Consider the following 16,937-nt stretch of genomic DNA (forward strand, 5'->3'; position numbering starts at 1 on the left):
TCCGGTTAACCGGTGCCGCTACGCAAGACTGCGTCCAGCGGACATTCCGCGGTGAGTCTTGCACGCAAGGCTCGCGACGGGCCGCACCGCCGTGGTTTCTTATTATCCGTTAACGCTTCTTGCGGTTGGCCACGTGGATGGCGCCGCCATTCACGGCCAGGGCCGCTTCGTGCAAGGCTTCGGACAGGGTCGGATGGGAGAAGACCATCATGCCCAGGTCTTCAGCGCTGGTGCCGAATTCCATACCGATCGCGCCTTGCTGTACCAGCTCGGCAGCGCTTGGGCCAATGACGTGAACGCCCAATACGCGGTCGGTCTTGGCGTCGGCGATGACTTTCACGAAACCGCCGGTGTCGTTGGCTGCCATGGCGCGGCCGCTGGCGGCGAACGGGAAGGTGCCGACGTTAACTTCAACGCCTTCGGCTTTCAAGGCCTGCTCGGTTTTACCGACCCATGCGATTTCCGGGTGGGTGTAGATAACCGATGGGATCAGGTCGTAGTTCATCTGGGCCTTGTGGCCCTTGATGCGCTCGACAACCATGATGCCTTCTTCGGACGCCTTGTGCGCCAGCATCATGCCGCGAACCACGTCACCGATGGCGAAGACGCCCGGCACGGCGGTTGCGCAATGATCATCGACAGCGATGAAGCCGCGCTCGTCGATTTCCACGCCGCAGTCGGCGGCCAGCAGGTCAGTGGTCACCGGACGACGGCCGACCGCTACGATCAGCTTGTCGAACGTGATGGTCTGTTCGCCGTTGGCGTCGGTGTAGTTGACCACGACTTCTTCGCCGTTGACCTTGGAGCCGGTCACGCGAGCGCCCAGCTTGATGTCCAGGCCTTGCTTGGTCAGGGTCTTCAGCGCTTCCTTGGAAACCGCGGTGTCGGCGGCCATCAGGAAGGTGTCGAGGGCTTCGAGCACGGTCACTTCAGCGCCCAGGCGCGACCATACCGAACCCAGCTCCAGGCCGATCACGCCAGCGCCGATCACGCCCAGGCGTTTTGGCACGGTCTGGAATTCCAGGGCACCGGTGGAGTCGACGATGACGTTCTGGTCGACCGGAGCCGGCGGGATGTCGATCGGACGCGAGCCTGGCGCCAGGATGACGTTTTCGGCTTCGATCACTTCAACCGAGCCGTCCGGCTTGGTCACTTCGACTTTCTTGCCCAGCAGCAGCTTGCCGTGGCCTTCGATGGAAGTCACGCCGTTGGCCTTGAACAGGGTGGCAACACCGCTGGTCAGGTTCTTGACAATGCCGGCCTTGCGGCCAACCATCGCGGCGACGTCCATTTTCACTTCACCGGTAGAGATACCGTGAACGTTGAAGCTTTCTTTCGCTTCCTTGTATTTCCAGGAGCTGTCCAGCAGCGCCTTGGAAGGAATGCAACCGACGTTCAGGCAAGTACCGCCCAAGGCTTGCTTGCCTTCCTTGTCGGTGTATTTCTCGATGCAGGCAGTGGTAAGGCCCAGTTGCGCAGCCTTGATGGCCGCTACGTAGCCGCCAGGGCCCGCACCAATCACTACCACGTCGAATTTCTGAGTCATGAGTCATTCCTTTTCGAATCAAACCGGACGGTCACTTGTGGTGACCGTCGAGGGACGAAACCGGTTGTTTCAGCAAGAGGCCGGTCAACAGACCGGCCCTCGCGGCGAAAATCAGATATCCAGCAGCAGACGAGCCGGATCTTCAAGCAGGTTCTTGATGGTGACCAGGAACGTCACGGCTTCTTTGCCGTCGATCAGGCGGTGATCGTAGGACAGTGCCAGGTACATCATCGGACGAATCACGACTTGACCATTGATCGCCATCGGACGCTGCAGAATGTTGTGCATGCCGAGGATAGCCGCTTGTGGCGGGTTGACGATCGGGGTCGACATCATCGAACCGAATGTACCACCGTTGGTGATGGTGAACGTACCGCCGGTCATCTCTTCGATGGACAGCTTGCCGTCACGGGCCTTCTTGCCGAAGGTGGCGATGCCGCCTTCGATTTCGGCCAGGCTCATCAGCTCGGCGTTGCGCAGTACCGGAACCACCAGGCCACGGTCGCTGGAGACCGCGACACCGATGTCGGCGTAGCCGTGGTAGACGATGTCGGAACCGTCGATCGACGCGTTGACGGCCGGGAAGCGTTTCAGCGCTTCGGTGGCAGCCTTGACGAAGAACGACATGAAGCCCAGGCGTACGCCGTTGTGGGACTTCTCGAACAGATCCTTGTACTTCGAACGCAGGGCCATGACTTCGGTCATGTCGACTTCGTTGAAAGTGGTCAGCATCGCCATGTTCGACTGGGCTTCGACCAGACGCTCGGCAACCTTGGCCCGCAGACGGGTCATCGGTACGCGTTTTTCCACGCGGTCGCCGGCAGCGAACACTGGTGCGGAAGCGGCAGGCGCGGCAGGCTTGGCTGGTGCTGCGGCCGGTGCGGCTTTCTTGGCGGCAACAGCTGCAACCACGTCTTCCTTGGTCACACGACCACCCTTGCCGGTGCCGGCAACGGAAGCGATGTTGATACCGTTCTCTTCAGCCAGCTTGCGAGCAGCAGGGGCAGCGACTGGATCGTCTTCGCCCGATGCAGCAGGAGCAGCGGCCTGAGCGGCAGCCGGTGCAGCAGCAGCGGCTGGAGCGGCGGCGGCAGCGCCGCCCTCTTCGATCGAGCCCAGGACCTGGTTCGACAGAACGGTAGCGCCTTCTTCGGCAATGATTGCGCCCAGCACGCCGTCGGCTTCGGCCAATACTTCCAGCACGACCTTGTCGGTCTCGATGTCGACGATCAGGTCGTCACGCTTGACGGCCTCGCCTGGTTTCTTGTGCCAGGTGGCAACGGTGCCATCGGCAACCGATTCCGGGAATGACGGGGCTTTGATTTCGATAGCCATTATCTGTGGGTCCTTAAAATTCGGTTTCAGTCAGCACGAAGGCGTTAAACAGTGAAGGCATCTTGCAGCAGTTTTTCCTGCTGCTCGGCGTGCATCGACGCATAACCACACGCAGGGGCAGCAGAAGCGTCACGACCGGCGTACTCCAGGCCCAGGGCCTTGTTATGGTTGCCGATGCTGCGACGCAGGTGATGCTGGCTGCTGTACCACGCGCCCTGGTTCATCGGTTCTTCCTGACACCACACCACGTGGGTGAGGTTGGTGTAAGGCGCGATGGCCTCCATCAGGTCGTCTTCCGGGAACGGGTAGAGCTGCTCGATACGCACGATGGCGATGTCTTCGCGGCCTTCGGCACGACGTTTTTCCAGCAGATCGTAGTAGACCTTGCCGCTGCACAGGATCAGGCGAGTCACCTTTGCCGCGTCCAGGGTATCGATTTCCGAGATAACGGTCTGGAAGGAGCCTTCGGCCAGGTCTTCGAGCGTGGAAATCGCCAGCTTGTGCCGCAACAGCGACTTGGGCGTCAGCACGATCAGCGGCTTGCGCAGCGGACGGATGACTTGACGACGCAGCAGGTGGTAGATCTGCGCCGGGGTCGTCGGTACGCAAACCTGGACGTTGTGCTCGGCGCACAATTGCAGGTAACGCTCCAGACGTGCCGAAGAGTGCTCCGGCCCCTGTCCTTCATAACCGTGTGGCAACAGCATGGTCAGGCCGCAGAGACGACCCCACTTGTGCTCGCCGCTGGTGATGAACTGGTCGACTACAACCTGGGCACCGTTGGCGAAGTCGCCGAACTGGGCTTCCCAGATCACCAGCGCATTCGGCTCGGTGGTGGAGTAGCCATATTCGAACGCCAGGACGGCTTCCTCGGACAGCAGCGAATCGTACAGGTCGAAACGTGGCTGGCCTTTGTACAGGTGTTGCAGCGGGATGTAGGTGCTGGCGTCTTTCTGGTTGTGCAGCGCCGCGTGGCGGTGCGAGAAAGTACCGCGGCCTACGTCCTGGCCGGTGATGCGAATCGGGTGACCTTCGAACGCCAGGGTCGCGTACGCCATGGTTTCGGCGTAACCCCAGTTGATCGGCAGGCCGCCGGCTTGCATCTTCTGGCGGTCTTCGTAGATCTTCGCAACCTGGCGCTGGACCACGAAGCCTTCCGGGATTTCCAGCAGCTTGGCCGACAGTTCCTGCAAGGTCTTGAGATCGAAGCGCGTGTCGTGACGCGCGGTCCAGGCGTGGCCCAGGTAAGGACGCCAGTCCACGAACAGTTCCTTGTTCGGTTCCTTGACCAGGCTTTTTACAACGTGCAGGCCGTTGTCCAGGGCGTTGCGATATTCATCGACTTTTTCCTGGACGCGCGCGGCATCCAGAACGCCGCTCTGGGTCAGGCGATCGGCGTACAACTCGCGGGTGGTGCGCTGCTTGGCGATCTGCTGGTACATCAGTGGCTGGGTACCGCTTGGCTCGTCGGCCTCGTTGTGGCCGCGACGACGGTAGCAGACCAGGTCGATCACCACGTCGCGCTTGTACTGCATGCGGTAGTCGATGGCCAGCTGGGTCACGAACAGCACGGCTTCCGGGTCATCACCATTCACATGGAGAATCGGCGCCTGGATCATTTTCGCGACGTCGGTAGCGTACTCGGTGGAACGCGAGTCCAGCGGGTTGCTGATGGTGAAACCGACCTGGTTGTTGATGACGATGTGAACCGTACCGCCAGTCTTGAAGCCGCGGGTCTGCGACATCTGGAAGGTTTCCATGACCACGCCCTGACCGGCGAATGCCGCGTCACCGTGGATGGAAATCGGCAGGACTTTTTCACCGGTCGGGTCGTTGCGACGATCCTGGCGGGCACGGACCGAACCCTCGACCACCGGGGAAACGATTTCCAGGTGGGACGGGTTGAAGGCCATGGCCAGGTGGACTTCGCCACCCGTGGTCATCACGTTGGACGAGAAGCCCTGGTGGTATTTCACGTCACCGGAACCCAGCTCGACCTTCTTCTTGCCTTCGAACTCGTCGAACAGCTCGCGCGGGTTTTTGCCGAAGGTGTTGACCAGTACGTTCAGGCGACCACGGTGGGCCATGCCGATGACGACTTCCTTGGTACCGTAGGAGCCGGAACGCTGGATCAGCTCGTCGAGCATCGGAATCAGGCTTTCGCCGCCTTCCAGGCCGAAACGCTTGGTGCCCGGGTATTTGGTACCCAGGTATTTCTCCAGACCTTCACCGGCGGTGACGCGCTCGAGCAAGTGGCTCTTGATGTCGGCGGAGTACGTCGGACGGCCACGAACGCTTTCCAGACGCTGCTGGAACCACTGGCGCTGCTCGGAATCGGTGATGTGCGTGAACTCAGCGCCGATGGTGCGGCAATATGTCTGCTGCAACGCTTCGTGAATTTCGCGTAGGCTCGCTTCCTCTTTGCCGATGAACAGGTCGCCGGCACGGAAGGTCGTATCAAGATCGGCATTGGTCAAGCCGTAATGAGTGATCGACAGGTCTGCAGGTGCAGGACGCTGCCACAGCCCCAGCGGGTCCAGCTGGGCTGCCTGGTGGCCGCGCATCCGGTAGGCCTGGATCAGTCGCAGTACTTCAACTTGCTTCTTCTCGTGCTCGGAGCTCACGCTGCCGGCAGACACCGGTTGGGCGCGGCGCTGGTTCTTTGCCAGCAGCACGAAATGATCGCGAATCGTCGAGTGCGAAACATCGGTGGCAGAGTTACCGTCAGCCGGCAACTTCTGAAAGTAGGTGCGCCATTCTTCTGGCACAGCGTTAGGGTCGTGCAGGTAGAGCTCGTAGAGCTCTTCCACATAGGCAGCGTTACCACCGGAGAGGTGGGCACTGTTCCACATGCGCTGCATCACGCTTTCTTGCATGCTTGGTCACCCTCGATTAGGGGAACACCACCGGCGAAAACACCGAGCAAACTTGCAGAAGTCCGAGTGCAGCGACTAAAACAAGCCACTTAGGATCACGCTGATAGTCCGGGTACCAGCCCGGATGCCCCTGCTTGTCTCATTTCTTCAAAATAAGAACGGCCGCTTTGTGAGTGGCTGCTCTGGTTATAGCCAGGACGTGGGTTGAAGCCCACGCCCTCGCCTTTACGGGTACAGCGGTTCTACGGGTACAGCAGCTGAATCACACGCCGTTTTGCAGCAGCATGTTACGTACGTGACCGATGGCCTTAGTCGGGTTCAGGCCTTTCGGGCAGACGTTGACGCAGTTCATGATCCCGCGGCAGCGGAATACGCTGAACGGGTCATCCAGTGCGGCCAGACGCTCGGACGTCTTGGTGTCACGGCTGTCTGCCAGGAAGCGATACGCTTGCAGCAGGGCGGCCGGGCCCAGGAATTTGTCCGGGTTCCACCAGAACGATGGGCACGAGGTCGAGCAGCAGGCGCACAGGATGCACTCGTACAGACCGTCGAGCTTTTCACGCTCTTCAGGAGACTGCAGACGCTCGATGGCCGGAGCCGGCGTGTCGTTCTGCAGGAATGGCTTCACCTTCTCGTATTGCTTGTAGAAGATGCTCATATCGACGACCAGGTCACGGATGACCGGCAGGCCTGGCAGCGGCCGAACGATCAGCTTGTTGCCCTTGACCACGGCCGACAGCGGCGTGATGCAGGCCAGGCCGTTCTTGCCGTTGATGTTCATGCCGTCGGAGCCGCAAACGCCCTCGCGGCACGAGCGACGATAGGAAAAACCTTCGTCCTGCTCTTTGATCAAGGCCAGCACGTCCAGCACCATCAGGTCTTTACCACCGGTATCGACCTGGAAGTCCTGCATGAACGGCGCGGCGTCCTGATCAGGGTTGTAGCGATACACACTGACTTGCAACATAGCGGTCACCCTTAATAAGTCCGGACTTTAGGTTCGAAAGTCGGAACAGTCTTCGGCGAGAAGTTCACGGCACGCTTGGTAACGCGCTTATCACCCGGGAAGTACAAGGTGTGGCACAGCCAGTTTTCGTCGTCACGGTCTTCATAGTCTTCGCGGGCGTGGGCACCACGGGACTCTTTACGCACTTCAGCCGCGATGGCGGTGGCTTCGGCCACTTCCAGCAGGTTCTGCAGTTCCAGCGCTTCGATACGGGCAGTGTTGAACGCCTGCGACTTATCGTTGATCTTCACGTTGGCGATTCGTTCACGCAATTGCGCCAGCTGGGCAATACCCTTCTGCATGTATTCGCCGGTACGGAACACACCGAAGTAGTTCTGCATGCAGCTTTGCAGCTCGCGACGCAGGGTGGCGACGTCTTCGCCTTCGGTACGCTCGTTGAGACCGGCCAGACGCTTGAGCGCCACGTCGATGTCGGTGTCGCTGGCGTCGCGGTATTCGATACCGTCGGTCAGCGCTTTTTCCAGGTGCAGACCGGCAGCGCGGCCGAATACCACCAGGTCGAGCAGCGAGTTGCCGCCCAGGCGGTTGGCACCGTGCACCGATACGCACGCCACTTCACCCACTGCGAACAGGCCAGGGATGATTTCGTCCACGCCTTCGGCGTTCTGGGTGATTGCCTGGCCATGAATGTTGGTGGCAACGCCGCCCATCATATAGTGGCAGGTTGGAACCACTGGAACCGGCGCAACGACTGGATCGACGTGAGCGAAGGTCTTGGACAGTTCGCAGATGCCTGGCAAGCGGCTGTGCAGCACTTCTTCGCCGAGGTGGTCGAGCTTGAGCATCACGTGGTCGCCGTTCGGGCCACAGCCGTTACCGGCAATGATCTCTTTAACCATCGAACGAGCCACGACGTCACGACCGGCAAGGTCCTTGGCGTTCGGAGCATAACGCTCCATGAAACGCTCGCCGTGCTTGTTGATCAGGTAACCGCCTTCACCACGGCAGCCTTCGGTGACCAGTACACCAGCGCCGGCGATGCCGGTCGGGTGGAACTGCCACATTTCGATGTCCTGCACCGGCACGCCGGCACGCAGGGCCATGCCGACGCCGTCACCGGTGTTGATCAGGGCGTTGGTGGTGGACGCGTAGATACGGCCCGCACCGCCGGTCGCCAGCACGGTGGCTTTGGCGCGGATGTAGGTGGTTTCGCCGGTTTCGATGCAGATCGCTATCACGCCGACGAAGGCACCGTCCTGGTTCTTCACCAGGTCAACGGCGTAGTACTCGTTCAGGAACGTGGTACCGGCCTTCAGGTTGCCCTGGTAAAGGGTGTGCAGCAGTGCGTGACCGGTACGGTCGGACGCCGCGCAAGTACGTGCAGCCTGGCCACCCTTGCCGTAGTCCTTGGACTGGCCACCGAACGGACGCTGGTAGATGCGGCCGGTTTCGGTACGCGAGAACGGCAGGCCCATGTGGTCCAGCTCGAACACGGCGGCCGGGCCTTCCTGACACATGTATTCGATAGCGTCCTGGTCGCCGATGTAGTCGGAACCTTTGACGGTATCGTACATGTGCCAGCGCCAGTCATCGTTCGGGTCGGCCGAAGCGATGGCGCAAGTGATGCCACCCTGGGCGGAAACGGTGTGCGAACGCGTCGGGAAAACCTTGGTGATCACGGCAGTCTTGTGACCGCCCTGTGCCAGTTGCAGCGCTGCGCGCATGCCGGCACCGCCACCACCAATGATGATGGCGTCGAAAGAAATCGTTGGAATGTTAGCCATGAATCAGATACCCCAGAGAATCTGCACACCCCAGACGAAGTAAGCGAACATCGCAACGCCGCATACTGCCTGGAAGAGGAAACGTACGGCAGTCGCCGACTTGCCGAACGCCATCTGCGTCAGGTAGTCGGTCGCGATGGTCCACATGCCGACCCAGGCGTGAGCGCCGAGTGCGACAAGTGCCAGCAGACTGAAGATACGCATCCAGTTGTTTGCAAACAGTTCGTGCCATTGGGCATAGCCCAGGCCGGGGTTGGCTACCACATATCCGATCAGGAAGATGAAATAAGCCGCGAGAACGACCGCAGAGACACGCTGCGCCATCCAGTCATAGAGGCCCGAACGCGAAAGGTTCGTGACGTTGGTTACCATATCCAGACTCCTGCCAGAACGATTACCACCACGGAAACGGCGATAACGATTTTCGAGCCCAGCTTGCCGCCTTCCAGCGTCTCACCGATGCCCATGTCCATGATCAAGTGGCGCACGCCGGCTACCAGGTGATACAGCAAGGCGGACAGGATGCCCCAAATCACTAGCTTGGCTAGCGGACTGGTCAGACACGCTTTCACCTGACCGAAGCCTTCTTCCGAATCGAGCGACTTGTCCAATGCATAAAGCATGATGGCCAGGCTGACGAAGAGGATGACACCGGAAATACGGTGAAGAATGGACGTGTAAGCAGTGACTGGGAGTTTGATGGTCCTTAGGTCTAGGTTTACAGGTCGTTGGCTTTTCACGGCTTTTTTTTCACACTGAAGAGCCCCTAACAATCAGGGCAAAGTTGTTGGGGCGCGCACTGGTCAGGTACTCACCACCCAGGGAGTGACGACCCCCAAGAAAGCAGGCCCAAAAGCCCCTGGCGGTCGGTGGCCGAGTATAGACAGTTAGGCTACTAATGACAACGCGTTCACCTTCCCCTAATAGCGCATTGCACATGCAGGGCAAAAGGCGTAAACGGCAGGCAATTTCGCGGAAAAAGTCCGGTTAAAGCCTTCTGGAGCAAGACTTTAGGCAAATTGACATTCGGATTTATCTCACTATAGTGGTGCGGGCCCTGCGTGGGGGGTCTGTCTGATGATTCCAAGCATTAATAGGAGGCCACATGGCTGACAAAAAAGCGCAGTTGATCATCGAGGGCGCAGCCCCCGTCGAGCTGCCCATTTTAACCGGCACCGTTGGTCCCGATGTAATCGACGTACGGGGCCTGACGGCCACGGGCCGTTTCACCTTTGACCCAGGTTTCATGTCGACCGCCTCGTGCGAGTCGAAAATCACCTATATCGACGGCGACAACGGCATCCTGCTGCACCGCGGCTACCCGATCGAGCAACTGGCTGAAAAATCGGACTACCTGGAAACCTGCTACCTGCTGCTCAACGGCGAGCTGCCAACCGCAGAGCAAAAGGCCCAGTTCGTCAGCACCGTGAAGAACCACACCATGGTTCACGAGCAGTTGAAGACCTTCTTCAACGGCTTCCGTCGCGATGCTCACCCGATGGCCGTCATGTGCGGTGTTGTCGGCGCCCTCTCGGCCTTCTACCACGACTCCCTGGACATCAATAACCCCCAGCATCGCGAAATCTCCGCGATCCGCCTGGTGGCGAAGATGCCGACCCTGGCAGCCATGGTCTACAAGTACTCCATGGGCCAGCCCATGATGTACCCGCGCAACGACCTGACCTATGCAGAGAACTTCCTGCATATGATGTTCAACACCCCGTGCGAGATCAAACCGATCAGCCCGGTGCTCGCCAAGGCCATGGACCGCATCTTCATCCTCCATGCCGACCACGAGCAGAACGCCTCCACGTCCACCGTGCGCCTGGCCGGCTCGTCGGGTGCCAACCCGTTCGCCTGTATCGCCGCCGGTATCGCCGCGCTCTGGGGCCCTGCCCACGGCGGCGCGAACGAAGCGGTACTGACCATGCTCGATGAAATCGGCGATGTCTCGAACATCGACAAGTTCATCGCCAAGGCCAAGGACAAGAACGATCCGTTCAAGCTGATGGGCTTCGGTCACCGGGTCTACAAGAACCGCGACCCGCGCGCCACCGTCATGAAGCAGACCTGCGACGAAGTGCTCAAGGAACTGGGGATCAAGAACGATCCGCAACTCGAACTGGCCATGCGCCTGGAAGAGATCGCCCTGACCGACCCGTACTTCATCGAGCGCTCGCTGTACCCGAACGTCGACTTCTACTCGGGGATCATCCTCAAGGCGATCGGCATCCCGACCAGCATGTTCACCGTGATCTTCGCCCTGGCGCGGACCGTCGGCTGGATCTCCCACTGGAAGGAAATGCTCTCCAGCCCGTACAAGATCGGCCGCCCGCGCCAGCTGTACACCGGCTACGAGTCGCGTGACATCACCAAGCTGGAAGACCGCAAGTAAGGCTTGCCTTGCAGTAAGTCTCAAGCTGCACCGGAACAGCCCCTGCTTCTTATAAAGAGCAGGGGCTGTTTTGTTTATGCCTTCAAAAAGCTTAGTGTCAGGACCGGCCTCTTCGCGAGCAGGCTCGCTCCCACAAGGATCGCATACCACTGTGGGAGCGAGCCTGCTCGCGAAGGCGTCCTCACAGACAACGCAAACATCACATGCAAAAAAATACCCCGGCCTCTCAACCGGGGTATTTCTTCAAACACAACGCTTCAACTTGAAGCTTTCAACTTGCAGCTGCCTCAGTGATTCACCGCCCCACTCGCCCCCAGGCCAGTCTGCGAACGCACGAATTGCGGGAAGAACAGCGCCCGCTCGTTTGCACCTTCAGCCGACTTGTCGGTGATGGAGAAGAACCAGATGCCGACGAACGCAATGGCCATCGAGAACAGCGCTGGGTATTCGTACGGGAAGATCGCCTTCTCGTGACCCATGATCTGCACCCAGATGGTCGGACCGAGCACCATCAGGCCCACGGCACTGACCAGGCCCAGCCAGCCGCCGATCATCGCGCCACGGGTGGTCAGTTTCTTCCAGTACATCGAAAGCAGCAGTACCGGGAAGTTGCAGCTCGCCGCGATGGAGAACGCCAGGCCCACCATGAACGCGATGTTCTGCTTCTCGAACAGGATACCCAGGCCGATCGCCAGCACCGCCAGACAGATAGTGGTGATTTTCGAAACCCGAATCTCATCCTTCTCGTTGGCCTTGCCTTTTTTGATCACGCTGGCGTACAGGTCATGGGACACCGCCGAGGCACCGGCCAGGGTCAGCCCCGCTACCACCGCCAGGATGGTCGCGAACGCCACCGCCGAGATGAAGCCCAGGAAGATGCTGCCGCCAACCGCGTTGGACAGATGCACCGCCGCCATGTTGTTGCCGCCCAGCAAGGCACCTGCCGCGTCCTTGAAGGCCGGGTTGGTGCTGACCAGCAGGATCGCGCCGAAGCCGATGATGAAGGTCAGGATGTAGAAGTAGCCGATGAAGCCGGTGGCATACAGCACGCTCTTGCGAGCTTCCTTGGCGTCGCTCACGGTGAAGAAGCGCATCAGGATATGGGGCAGGCCAGCGGTACCGAACATCAGCGCCAGGCCGAGGGAGAAGGCCGAGATCGGATCCTTCACCAGGCCGCCAGGGCTCATGATCGCTTCACCTTTAGGGTGAACCTTGACCGCTTCGGCAAACAGCATGTTGAAGTCGAAGTTGACGTGCTTCATCACCATCAGCGCCATGAACGAAGCACCCGACAGCAACAGCACGGCCTTGATGATCTGTACCCAGGTGGTGGCCAGCATGCCGCCGAACAGCACGTAGAGGCACATCAGGATACCGACCAGGATCACCGCAACGTGGTAGTCCAGGCCGAACAGCAGCTGGATCAGCTTGCCGGCACCGACCATTTGCGCGATCAGGTAGAACGCCACCACCACCAGCGAGCCGCAAGCCGACAGGCTGCGGATCTGGGTTTGCCCGAGGCGATAGGACGCCACGTCGGCAAAGGTGTATTTACCCAGGTTGCGCAGACGCTCGGCGATCAGGAACAGAATGATCGGCCAGCCCACCAGGAAGCCGATGGAGTAGATCAGGCCGTCATAACCGGACGTGAAAACCAGCGCGGAAATACCCAGGAAGGACGCCGCCGACATGTAGTCGCCGGCAATCGCCAGGCCATTCTGGAAGCCGGTGATCTTGCCGCCGGCCGCATAGTAGTCGGCCGCCGAGTTGTTTTTCTTGGATGCCCAGTAGGTGATGTACAGAGTCGCGCCGACGAAGGCCACGAACATCAGGATAGCCGCGACGTTGAGGGGTTGTTTCTGCACAGCCCCCGCCACGGCATCAGCCGCCCAGACGCTCGGTGCGAACGCAGCGATGCTCAAAAGAGCCAGTAGACGCCGGATCATTGCTGAGCCTCCTTGAGAATCGCATTGTTCAGGTCGTCGAACTCGCCATTGGCGCGTCGTACGTAAATGCCGGTCAGGACAAAAGCCGAGAGAATCAGGCCGATCCCGATGGGAATGCCCCAGGTGATCGTTCCCTCAGGCGTGATCTTGGCGCCGAGAATATGCGGCCCGTAGGCAATCAGCAGGATGAATCCCGAGTAAAGCCCTAGCATGATCGCCGAGAGAATCCAGGCGAACTTTTCCCTTTTACTCACCAGCTCCTTGAAGCGCGGGCTGTTTTGTATCGAGAGGTAAATGCTGTCGTTCATTGTTTTTATCCTCGCAGCACAGATTTAAGTTGGAACGACCCTACTCTATGCGGCTCAAGGCCAGGTTCCAGACGACCTTAGTATTAGAACGACATGACGGTTTTGCCAGTTTCTCGCAATTTTTCGCAATTCCCTTTGTGGGAGCGAGCTTGCTCGCGATAGCGGCGCGTCTGTTTGCGTCTCTGTTGAATGTTGTGCCGTCATCGCGAGCAAGCTCGCTCCCACAGGGTTTTGTGGAGAGATTCAGGAATCGCGGGCACAAAAAAACCGCATGCCAGCCACTCATGCGGTTTTTCGGAACAGTCAGACCAGGCCCATTACTTGCCGGTCCACTCCTTCACGCGGTCCGGGTGCTTGGCAACCCAATCCTTCGCGGCGGCGTCCGGCTTGGCGCCTTCCTGGATCGCCAGCATGACTTCGCCGATTTCGTCTTTCGAGGCCCACTGGAACTTCTTCAGGAACTCGACCACTTCCGGCGCCTTGGTAGCCAGCTCCTTGCTGCCGATGCTGTTTACGGTTTCAGCCGCGCCGTAGACACCTTTTGGATCTTCCAGGAAGCGCAGTTTCCACTTGGCGAACATCCAGTGCGGCACCCAACCGGTGACGGCGATGGACTCATTCTTTTTCTCGGCACGGGTCAGCTCGGCGATCATGCCGGCGCCGGAGCTGGCCTTGAGTTGATAACCGGTCAGGTCGTAGTCCTTGATCGCCTGTTCGGTCTTGAGCATCACGCCTGAACCGGCGTCGATGCCGACGATGCGTTTCTTGAAGGAATCGTCGGTCTTGAGGTCTTCCAGCGACTTGGCCTTGACGTACTCTGGCACGATCAGGCCGATCTTGGCGTCCTTGAAGTTCGGGCCGTAGTCGACCACGTTGTCCTTGTTTTTCGTCCAGTAGTCACCGTGAGTCACCGGCAGCCAGGCCGAAAGCATTGCATCGAGCTTGCCGGTGGCCACGCCCTGCCACATGATCCCGGTCGCCACCGCTTGCAGCTTCACGTCATAACCGAGTTTCTGCTTGATCACTTCGGCCGCCACATGGGTGGTCGCGACGCTGTCGGACCAGCCGTCGACATAACCAATGCTCAGGGTTTTGGTTTCGGCGCTGGCCAGGGTGGAGCTGATCGCCAGTACCAGTGCGGCACCTGCGCCCAAGAGTCGTCGCATCTTCATCGTTACTTCCCCGAAAGTGCTGCGCCCGACGGATGCCGAGCAGCGTCAACGTATTGTTATGGTGCACAGCGCCCCCATCACGCTCACCTGCAAACCGGTTCGAACGCCAGTGGAGTACTGACAGGCTGATCATCAACCTGCGCCGATCTGGAACCTGCTCTGTCTGCGACGCTGAGGCAGCGAGAAACGACATCAGAAAGCCAGCAAGCCAATCCAGGCGTTTCAGACCGCGGATTTCGATCAAATCTTGCATGCCTGAACCAGGCGAGCCGCCAGGTCACTAGCGGTCACCACGCCTCAACGTGTATCGTCCCGCTACTATCGCGACCCGTCCGCGCTTGTTTTGCAGCCGTCATGGCACTTGGCTTCACTTCGGTGGTCATAGGCTGCGAACTTCATTCGGCACCTTCCTCTTAAGGGATCCAGACATGCTCCGTTCCTTGCGCTTCGCTGCCTTCGCCGGCGGCCTTATCCTGAGTGCGTCCGCGCTGGCGGTGGATGTCGACGCCGCCAGCTATGGCTACCCCTTGACCAACCCGTTCGAGGCGACCATCGCCACCACGCCGCCGGACCTGCGCCCGGAGCTGCCGCTCAATGAAGACATCAACCAGTCGGACCAGAGCCTGACCCTGCGTCCGGAGCGCGAATTCATCCTGCCGGACAATTTCTGGCCGGTGAAAAGCCTCACCTACCGCATGGCCACCCAGGACAAACCCGCGCCGCTGATCTTCCTGATCGCCGGCACCGGCGCGCGGTATGACAGCACGCTCAATGAGTATTTGAAGCGCCTCTACTACAAGGCCGGCTACCACGTGGTGCAGTTGTCCTCGCCCACCAGTTTCGATTTCATGAGTGCCGCTTCGCGCTTCGCCACGCCAGGCATCACCAAGGAAGACGCCGAAGACATGTACCGCGTGATGCAGGCCGTGCGCGCGCAAAATCCGAAAGTGCCCGTCACCGAGTACTACCTGACCGGCTACAGCCTCGGCGCCCTGGACGCGGCCTTCGTTGCCCACCTGGACGAGACCCGGCGCAGTTTCAACTTCAAGAAAGTCCTGTTGCTGAACCCGCCAGTGAACCTCTACACCTCGATCACCAACCTGGACAAGCTGGTCCAGACCGAGGTCAAGGGCATCAACAGCACCACGACATTCTATGAACTGGTGCTGAACAAGCTGACCCGCTACTTCCAGCAGAAAGGTTACATCGATCTCAACGATGCGTTGCTCTATGACTTCCAGCAGTCCAAGCAACACCTGACCAACGAACAGATGGCGATGCTGATCGGCACCTCGTTCCGTTTCTCGGCGGCCGACATCGCCTTTACCTCGGACCTGATCAACCGTCGCGGCCTGATCATCCCGCCGAAGTTCCCGATCACTGAAAGCACCAGCCTGACGCCGTTCCTCAAGCGCGCGCTGCAATGCGATTTCGACTGCTACCTCACCGAGCAGGTGATCCCGATGTGGCGTGCGCGCACAGACGGCGGCAGCCTGTTGCAACTGGTCGACCAGGTCAGTCTCTACGCGCTGAAGGATTATCTGCAGACCAGCACGAAAATCGCGGTGATGCACAACGCCGACGATGTGATTCTCGGCCCGGGCGACCTCGGCTTCCTACGCAAGACTTTTGGCGACCGCCTGACCGTTTATCCACTGGGCGGCCATTGCGGCAACCTTAACTATCGCGTCAACAGCGACGCCATGCTGGAGTTCTTCCGTGGCTAAATACCTCCTGCTTATCGCCGCGTTAATGAGCGCGGGCATGGCCCACGCCGATGACAGCAAGGCCAATGCGCCCGTGGTGGTGGATTCGGACGGCTTCAAGGAGCCGCTGACCAAACTCAAGTTCAACCCCGGCCTGGATCAGCGCGAATTCGAACGCTCGACGCTCAACGCCTTGAACGTCTACGACCCGCTGGAATCGTGGAACCGCCGCGTCTACCACTTCAACTACCGCTTTGACGAATGGGTCTTCCTGCCCGTCGTCGACGGCTATCGCTACGTCACTCCGAGCTTCGTGCGCACCGGCGTCAGCAATTTCTTCAACAACCTGGGCGACGTGCCGAACCTGATGAACAGCCTGCTGCAATTGAAGGGCAAGCGTTCGATGGAAACCACGGCGCGCCTGCTCCTCAATACCACCGTAGGCATCGCCGGCCTCTGGGACCCGGCCACGGCCATGGGCCTGCCGCGCCAGAGCGAGGACTTCGGCCAGACCCTGGGTTTCTATGGTGTGCCCGGCGGCGCGTATTTCGTGCTGCCGATCTTCGGTCCTTCGAACCTGCGCGACACGTCGGGCCTGCTGGTGGACTACACCGCGGAATCGGCGATCAACTTCCTGAACGTCTCGGAAGTCAGCTCCAACCACCCGGAACTGCTGCTGTTGCGCGGTGTGGACAGGCGCTACCAGACCAGTTTCCGCTACGGGCAGCTGAACTCGCCGTTCGAGTATGAGAAGGTGCGGTACGTGTACACCGAGTCGCGCAAGTTGCAGATCGCCGAGTAACTTTCGGACACATAAAACCACTGTGGGAGCGAGCCTGCTCGCGAATGGGGCCTGACATTCAATATTAATGTTGCCTGACAGGCCGCTATCGCGAGCAGGC

At 59.8% G+C, this 16,937-nt stretch carries 13 protein-coding genes; 3 read left to right on the forward strand and 10 right to left on the reverse strand.

Annotated elements, in window-relative coordinates:
- Window positions 1-109: 109 nt before the first annotated feature.
- The 7 genes from lpdA to sdhC form a co-directional block, all read right to left on the reverse strand.
- Window positions 110-1,546: a dihydrolipoyl dehydrogenase gene (gene lpdA, locus J3P94_RS20270; protein ID WP_434569407.1), complete on the reverse strand. Its 1,437-nt coding sequence runs from the start codon at window positions 1,544-1,546 to the stop codon at window positions 110-112.
- Window positions 1,547-1,657: 111 nt separating this feature from the next.
- Complete coding sequence (odhB, locus tag J3P94_RS20275) at window positions 1,658-2,881, reverse strand: 2-oxoglutarate dehydrogenase complex dihydrolipoyllysine-residue succinyltransferase (protein WP_305496107.1); 1,224 nt, start codon at window positions 2,879-2,881, stop codon at window positions 1,658-1,660.
- 44 nt (window positions 2,882-2,925) lie between these two features.
- Window positions 2,926-5,757: a 2-oxoglutarate dehydrogenase E1 component gene (locus J3P94_RS20280; RefSeq protein WP_305496108.1), complete on the reverse strand. Its 2,832-nt coding sequence runs from the start codon at window positions 5,755-5,757 to the stop codon at window positions 2,926-2,928.
- 262 nt (window positions 5,758-6,019) lie between these two features.
- Entirely contained in the window at window positions 6,020-6,724 is a 705-nt protein-coding gene (locus J3P94_RS20285) for a succinate dehydrogenase iron-sulfur subunit (RefSeq protein ID WP_039594133.1), read from the reverse strand.
- A gap of 11 nt (window positions 6,725-6,735) precedes the next feature.
- Window positions 6,736-8,508, reverse strand: coding sequence for a succinate dehydrogenase flavoprotein subunit (sdhA, locus tag J3P94_RS20290; protein ID WP_434569408.1), 1,773 nt, complete (start codon window positions 8,506-8,508; stop codon window positions 6,736-6,738).
- A 3-nt stretch (window positions 8,509-8,511) separates the two neighbouring features.
- Window positions 8,512-8,880 (reverse strand): succinate dehydrogenase, hydrophobic membrane anchor protein, encoded by a 369-nt coding sequence (gene sdhD, locus J3P94_RS20295; protein ID WP_003179222.1) that lies wholly within the window; start codon window positions 8,878-8,880, stop codon window positions 8,512-8,514.
- Complete coding sequence (sdhC, locus tag J3P94_RS20300; RefSeq protein WP_024780620.1) at window positions 8,874-9,248, reverse strand: succinate dehydrogenase, cytochrome b556 subunit; 375 nt, start codon at window positions 9,246-9,248, stop codon at window positions 8,874-8,876. The genes sdhD and sdhC overlap by 7 nt, the downstream gene beginning before the upstream one ends.
- Window positions 9,249-9,613: 365 nt before the next feature.
- Here sdhC and gltA point away from each other — a divergent pair, with 365 nt between their 5' ends.
- Window positions 9,614-10,903 carry a citrate synthase gene (gene gltA / locus J3P94_RS20305; protein ID WP_003172803.1) on the forward strand — a complete coding sequence of 430 codons (1,290 nt, stop codon included), beginning with the start codon at window positions 9,614-9,616 and terminating at the stop codon, window positions 10,901-10,903.
- Between the two features lie 287 nt (window positions 10,904-11,190).
- Here the strand turns inward: gltA and J3P94_RS20310 are convergent, their stop codons facing one another.
- The 3 genes from J3P94_RS20310 to J3P94_RS20320 form a co-directional block, all read right to left on the reverse strand.
- On the reverse strand, window positions 11,191-12,849 hold the full coding sequence (locus J3P94_RS20310) for a cation acetate symporter (protein ID WP_434569409.1): 1,659 nt from the start codon (window positions 12,847-12,849) through the stop codon (window positions 11,191-11,193).
- Window positions 12,846-13,157, reverse strand: a complete 312-nt coding sequence (locus J3P94_RS20315) for a DUF485 domain-containing protein (RefSeq protein WP_305496111.1) — start codon at window positions 13,155-13,157, stop codon at window positions 12,846-12,848. Before J3P94_RS20315 ends, J3P94_RS20310 begins: the two co-directional genes overlap by 4 nt.
- 317 nt (window positions 13,158-13,474) lie before the next feature.
- Complete coding sequence (locus tag J3P94_RS20320; protein WP_434569410.1) at window positions 13,475-14,329, reverse strand: glycine betaine ABC transporter substrate-binding protein; 855 nt, start codon at window positions 14,327-14,329, stop codon at window positions 13,475-13,477.
- 428 nt (window positions 14,330-14,757) lie between these two features.
- On the opposite strand from J3P94_RS20320, the gene J3P94_RS20325 reads away from it, so the two are divergent.
- Together J3P94_RS20325 and J3P94_RS20330 are read left to right on the forward strand one after the other, a co-directional pair.
- Window positions 14,758-16,056 carry a serine/threonine protein kinase gene (locus J3P94_RS20325; protein WP_434569411.1) on the forward strand — a complete coding sequence of 433 codons (1,299 nt, stop codon included), beginning with the start codon at window positions 14,758-14,760 and terminating at the stop codon, window positions 16,054-16,056.
- On the forward strand, window positions 16,049-16,837 hold the full coding sequence (locus J3P94_RS20330; RefSeq protein ID WP_434569412.1) for an MlaA family lipoprotein: 789 nt from the start codon (window positions 16,049-16,051) through the stop codon (window positions 16,835-16,837). Before J3P94_RS20325 ends, J3P94_RS20330 begins: the two co-directional genes overlap by 8 nt.
- Window positions 16,838-16,937: the final 100 nt, after the last annotated feature.

The sequence above is a fragment of the Pseudomonas sp. Z3-8 genome (assembly GCF_051131975.1).
GTDB lineage: Bacteria > Pseudomonadota > Gammaproteobacteria > Pseudomonadales > Pseudomonadaceae > Aquipseudomonas.

Coding starts and splice junctions, on each gene's coding strand:
- J3P94_RS20280 (WP_305496108.1), bottom strand. CDS start 5,757: ATGCAAGAAAGCGTGATGCAGCGCATGTGGAACAGTGCCCACCTCTCC.
- J3P94_RS20285 (WP_039594133.1), bottom strand. CDS start 6,724: ATGTTGCAAGTCAGTGTGTATCGCTACAACCCTGATCAGGACGCCGCG.
- J3P94_RS20320 (WP_434569410.1), bottom strand. CDS start 14,329: ATGAAGATGCGACGACTCTTGGGCGCAGGTGCCGCACTGGTACTGGCG.
- sdhA (WP_434569408.1), bottom strand. CDS start 8,508: ATGGCTAACATTCCAACGATTTCTTTCGACGCCATCATCATTGGTGGT.
- odhB (WP_305496107.1), bottom strand. CDS start 2,881: ATGGCTATCGAAATCAAAGCCCCGTCATTCCCGGAATCGGTTGCCGAT.
- sdhD (WP_003179222.1), bottom strand. CDS start 8,880: ATGGTAACCAACGTCACGAACCTTTCGCGTTCGGGCCTCTATGACTGG.
- gltA (WP_003172803.1), top strand. CDS start 9,614: ATGGCTGACAAAAAAGCGCAGTTGATCATCGAGGGCGCAGCCCCCGTC.
- J3P94_RS20325 (WP_434569411.1), top strand. CDS start 14,758: ATGCTCCGTTCCTTGCGCTTCGCTGCCTTCGCCGGCGGCCTTATCCTG.
- J3P94_RS20310 (WP_434569409.1), bottom strand. CDS start 12,849: ATGATCCGGCGTCTACTGGCTCTTTTGAGCATCGCTGCGTTCGCACCG.
- lpdA (WP_434569407.1), bottom strand. CDS start 1,546: ATGACTCAGAAATTCGACGTGGTAGTGATTGGTGCGGGCCCTGGCGGC.
- J3P94_RS20315 (WP_305496111.1), bottom strand. CDS start 13,157: ATGAACGACAGCATTTACCTCTCGATACAAAACAGCCCGCGCTTCAAG.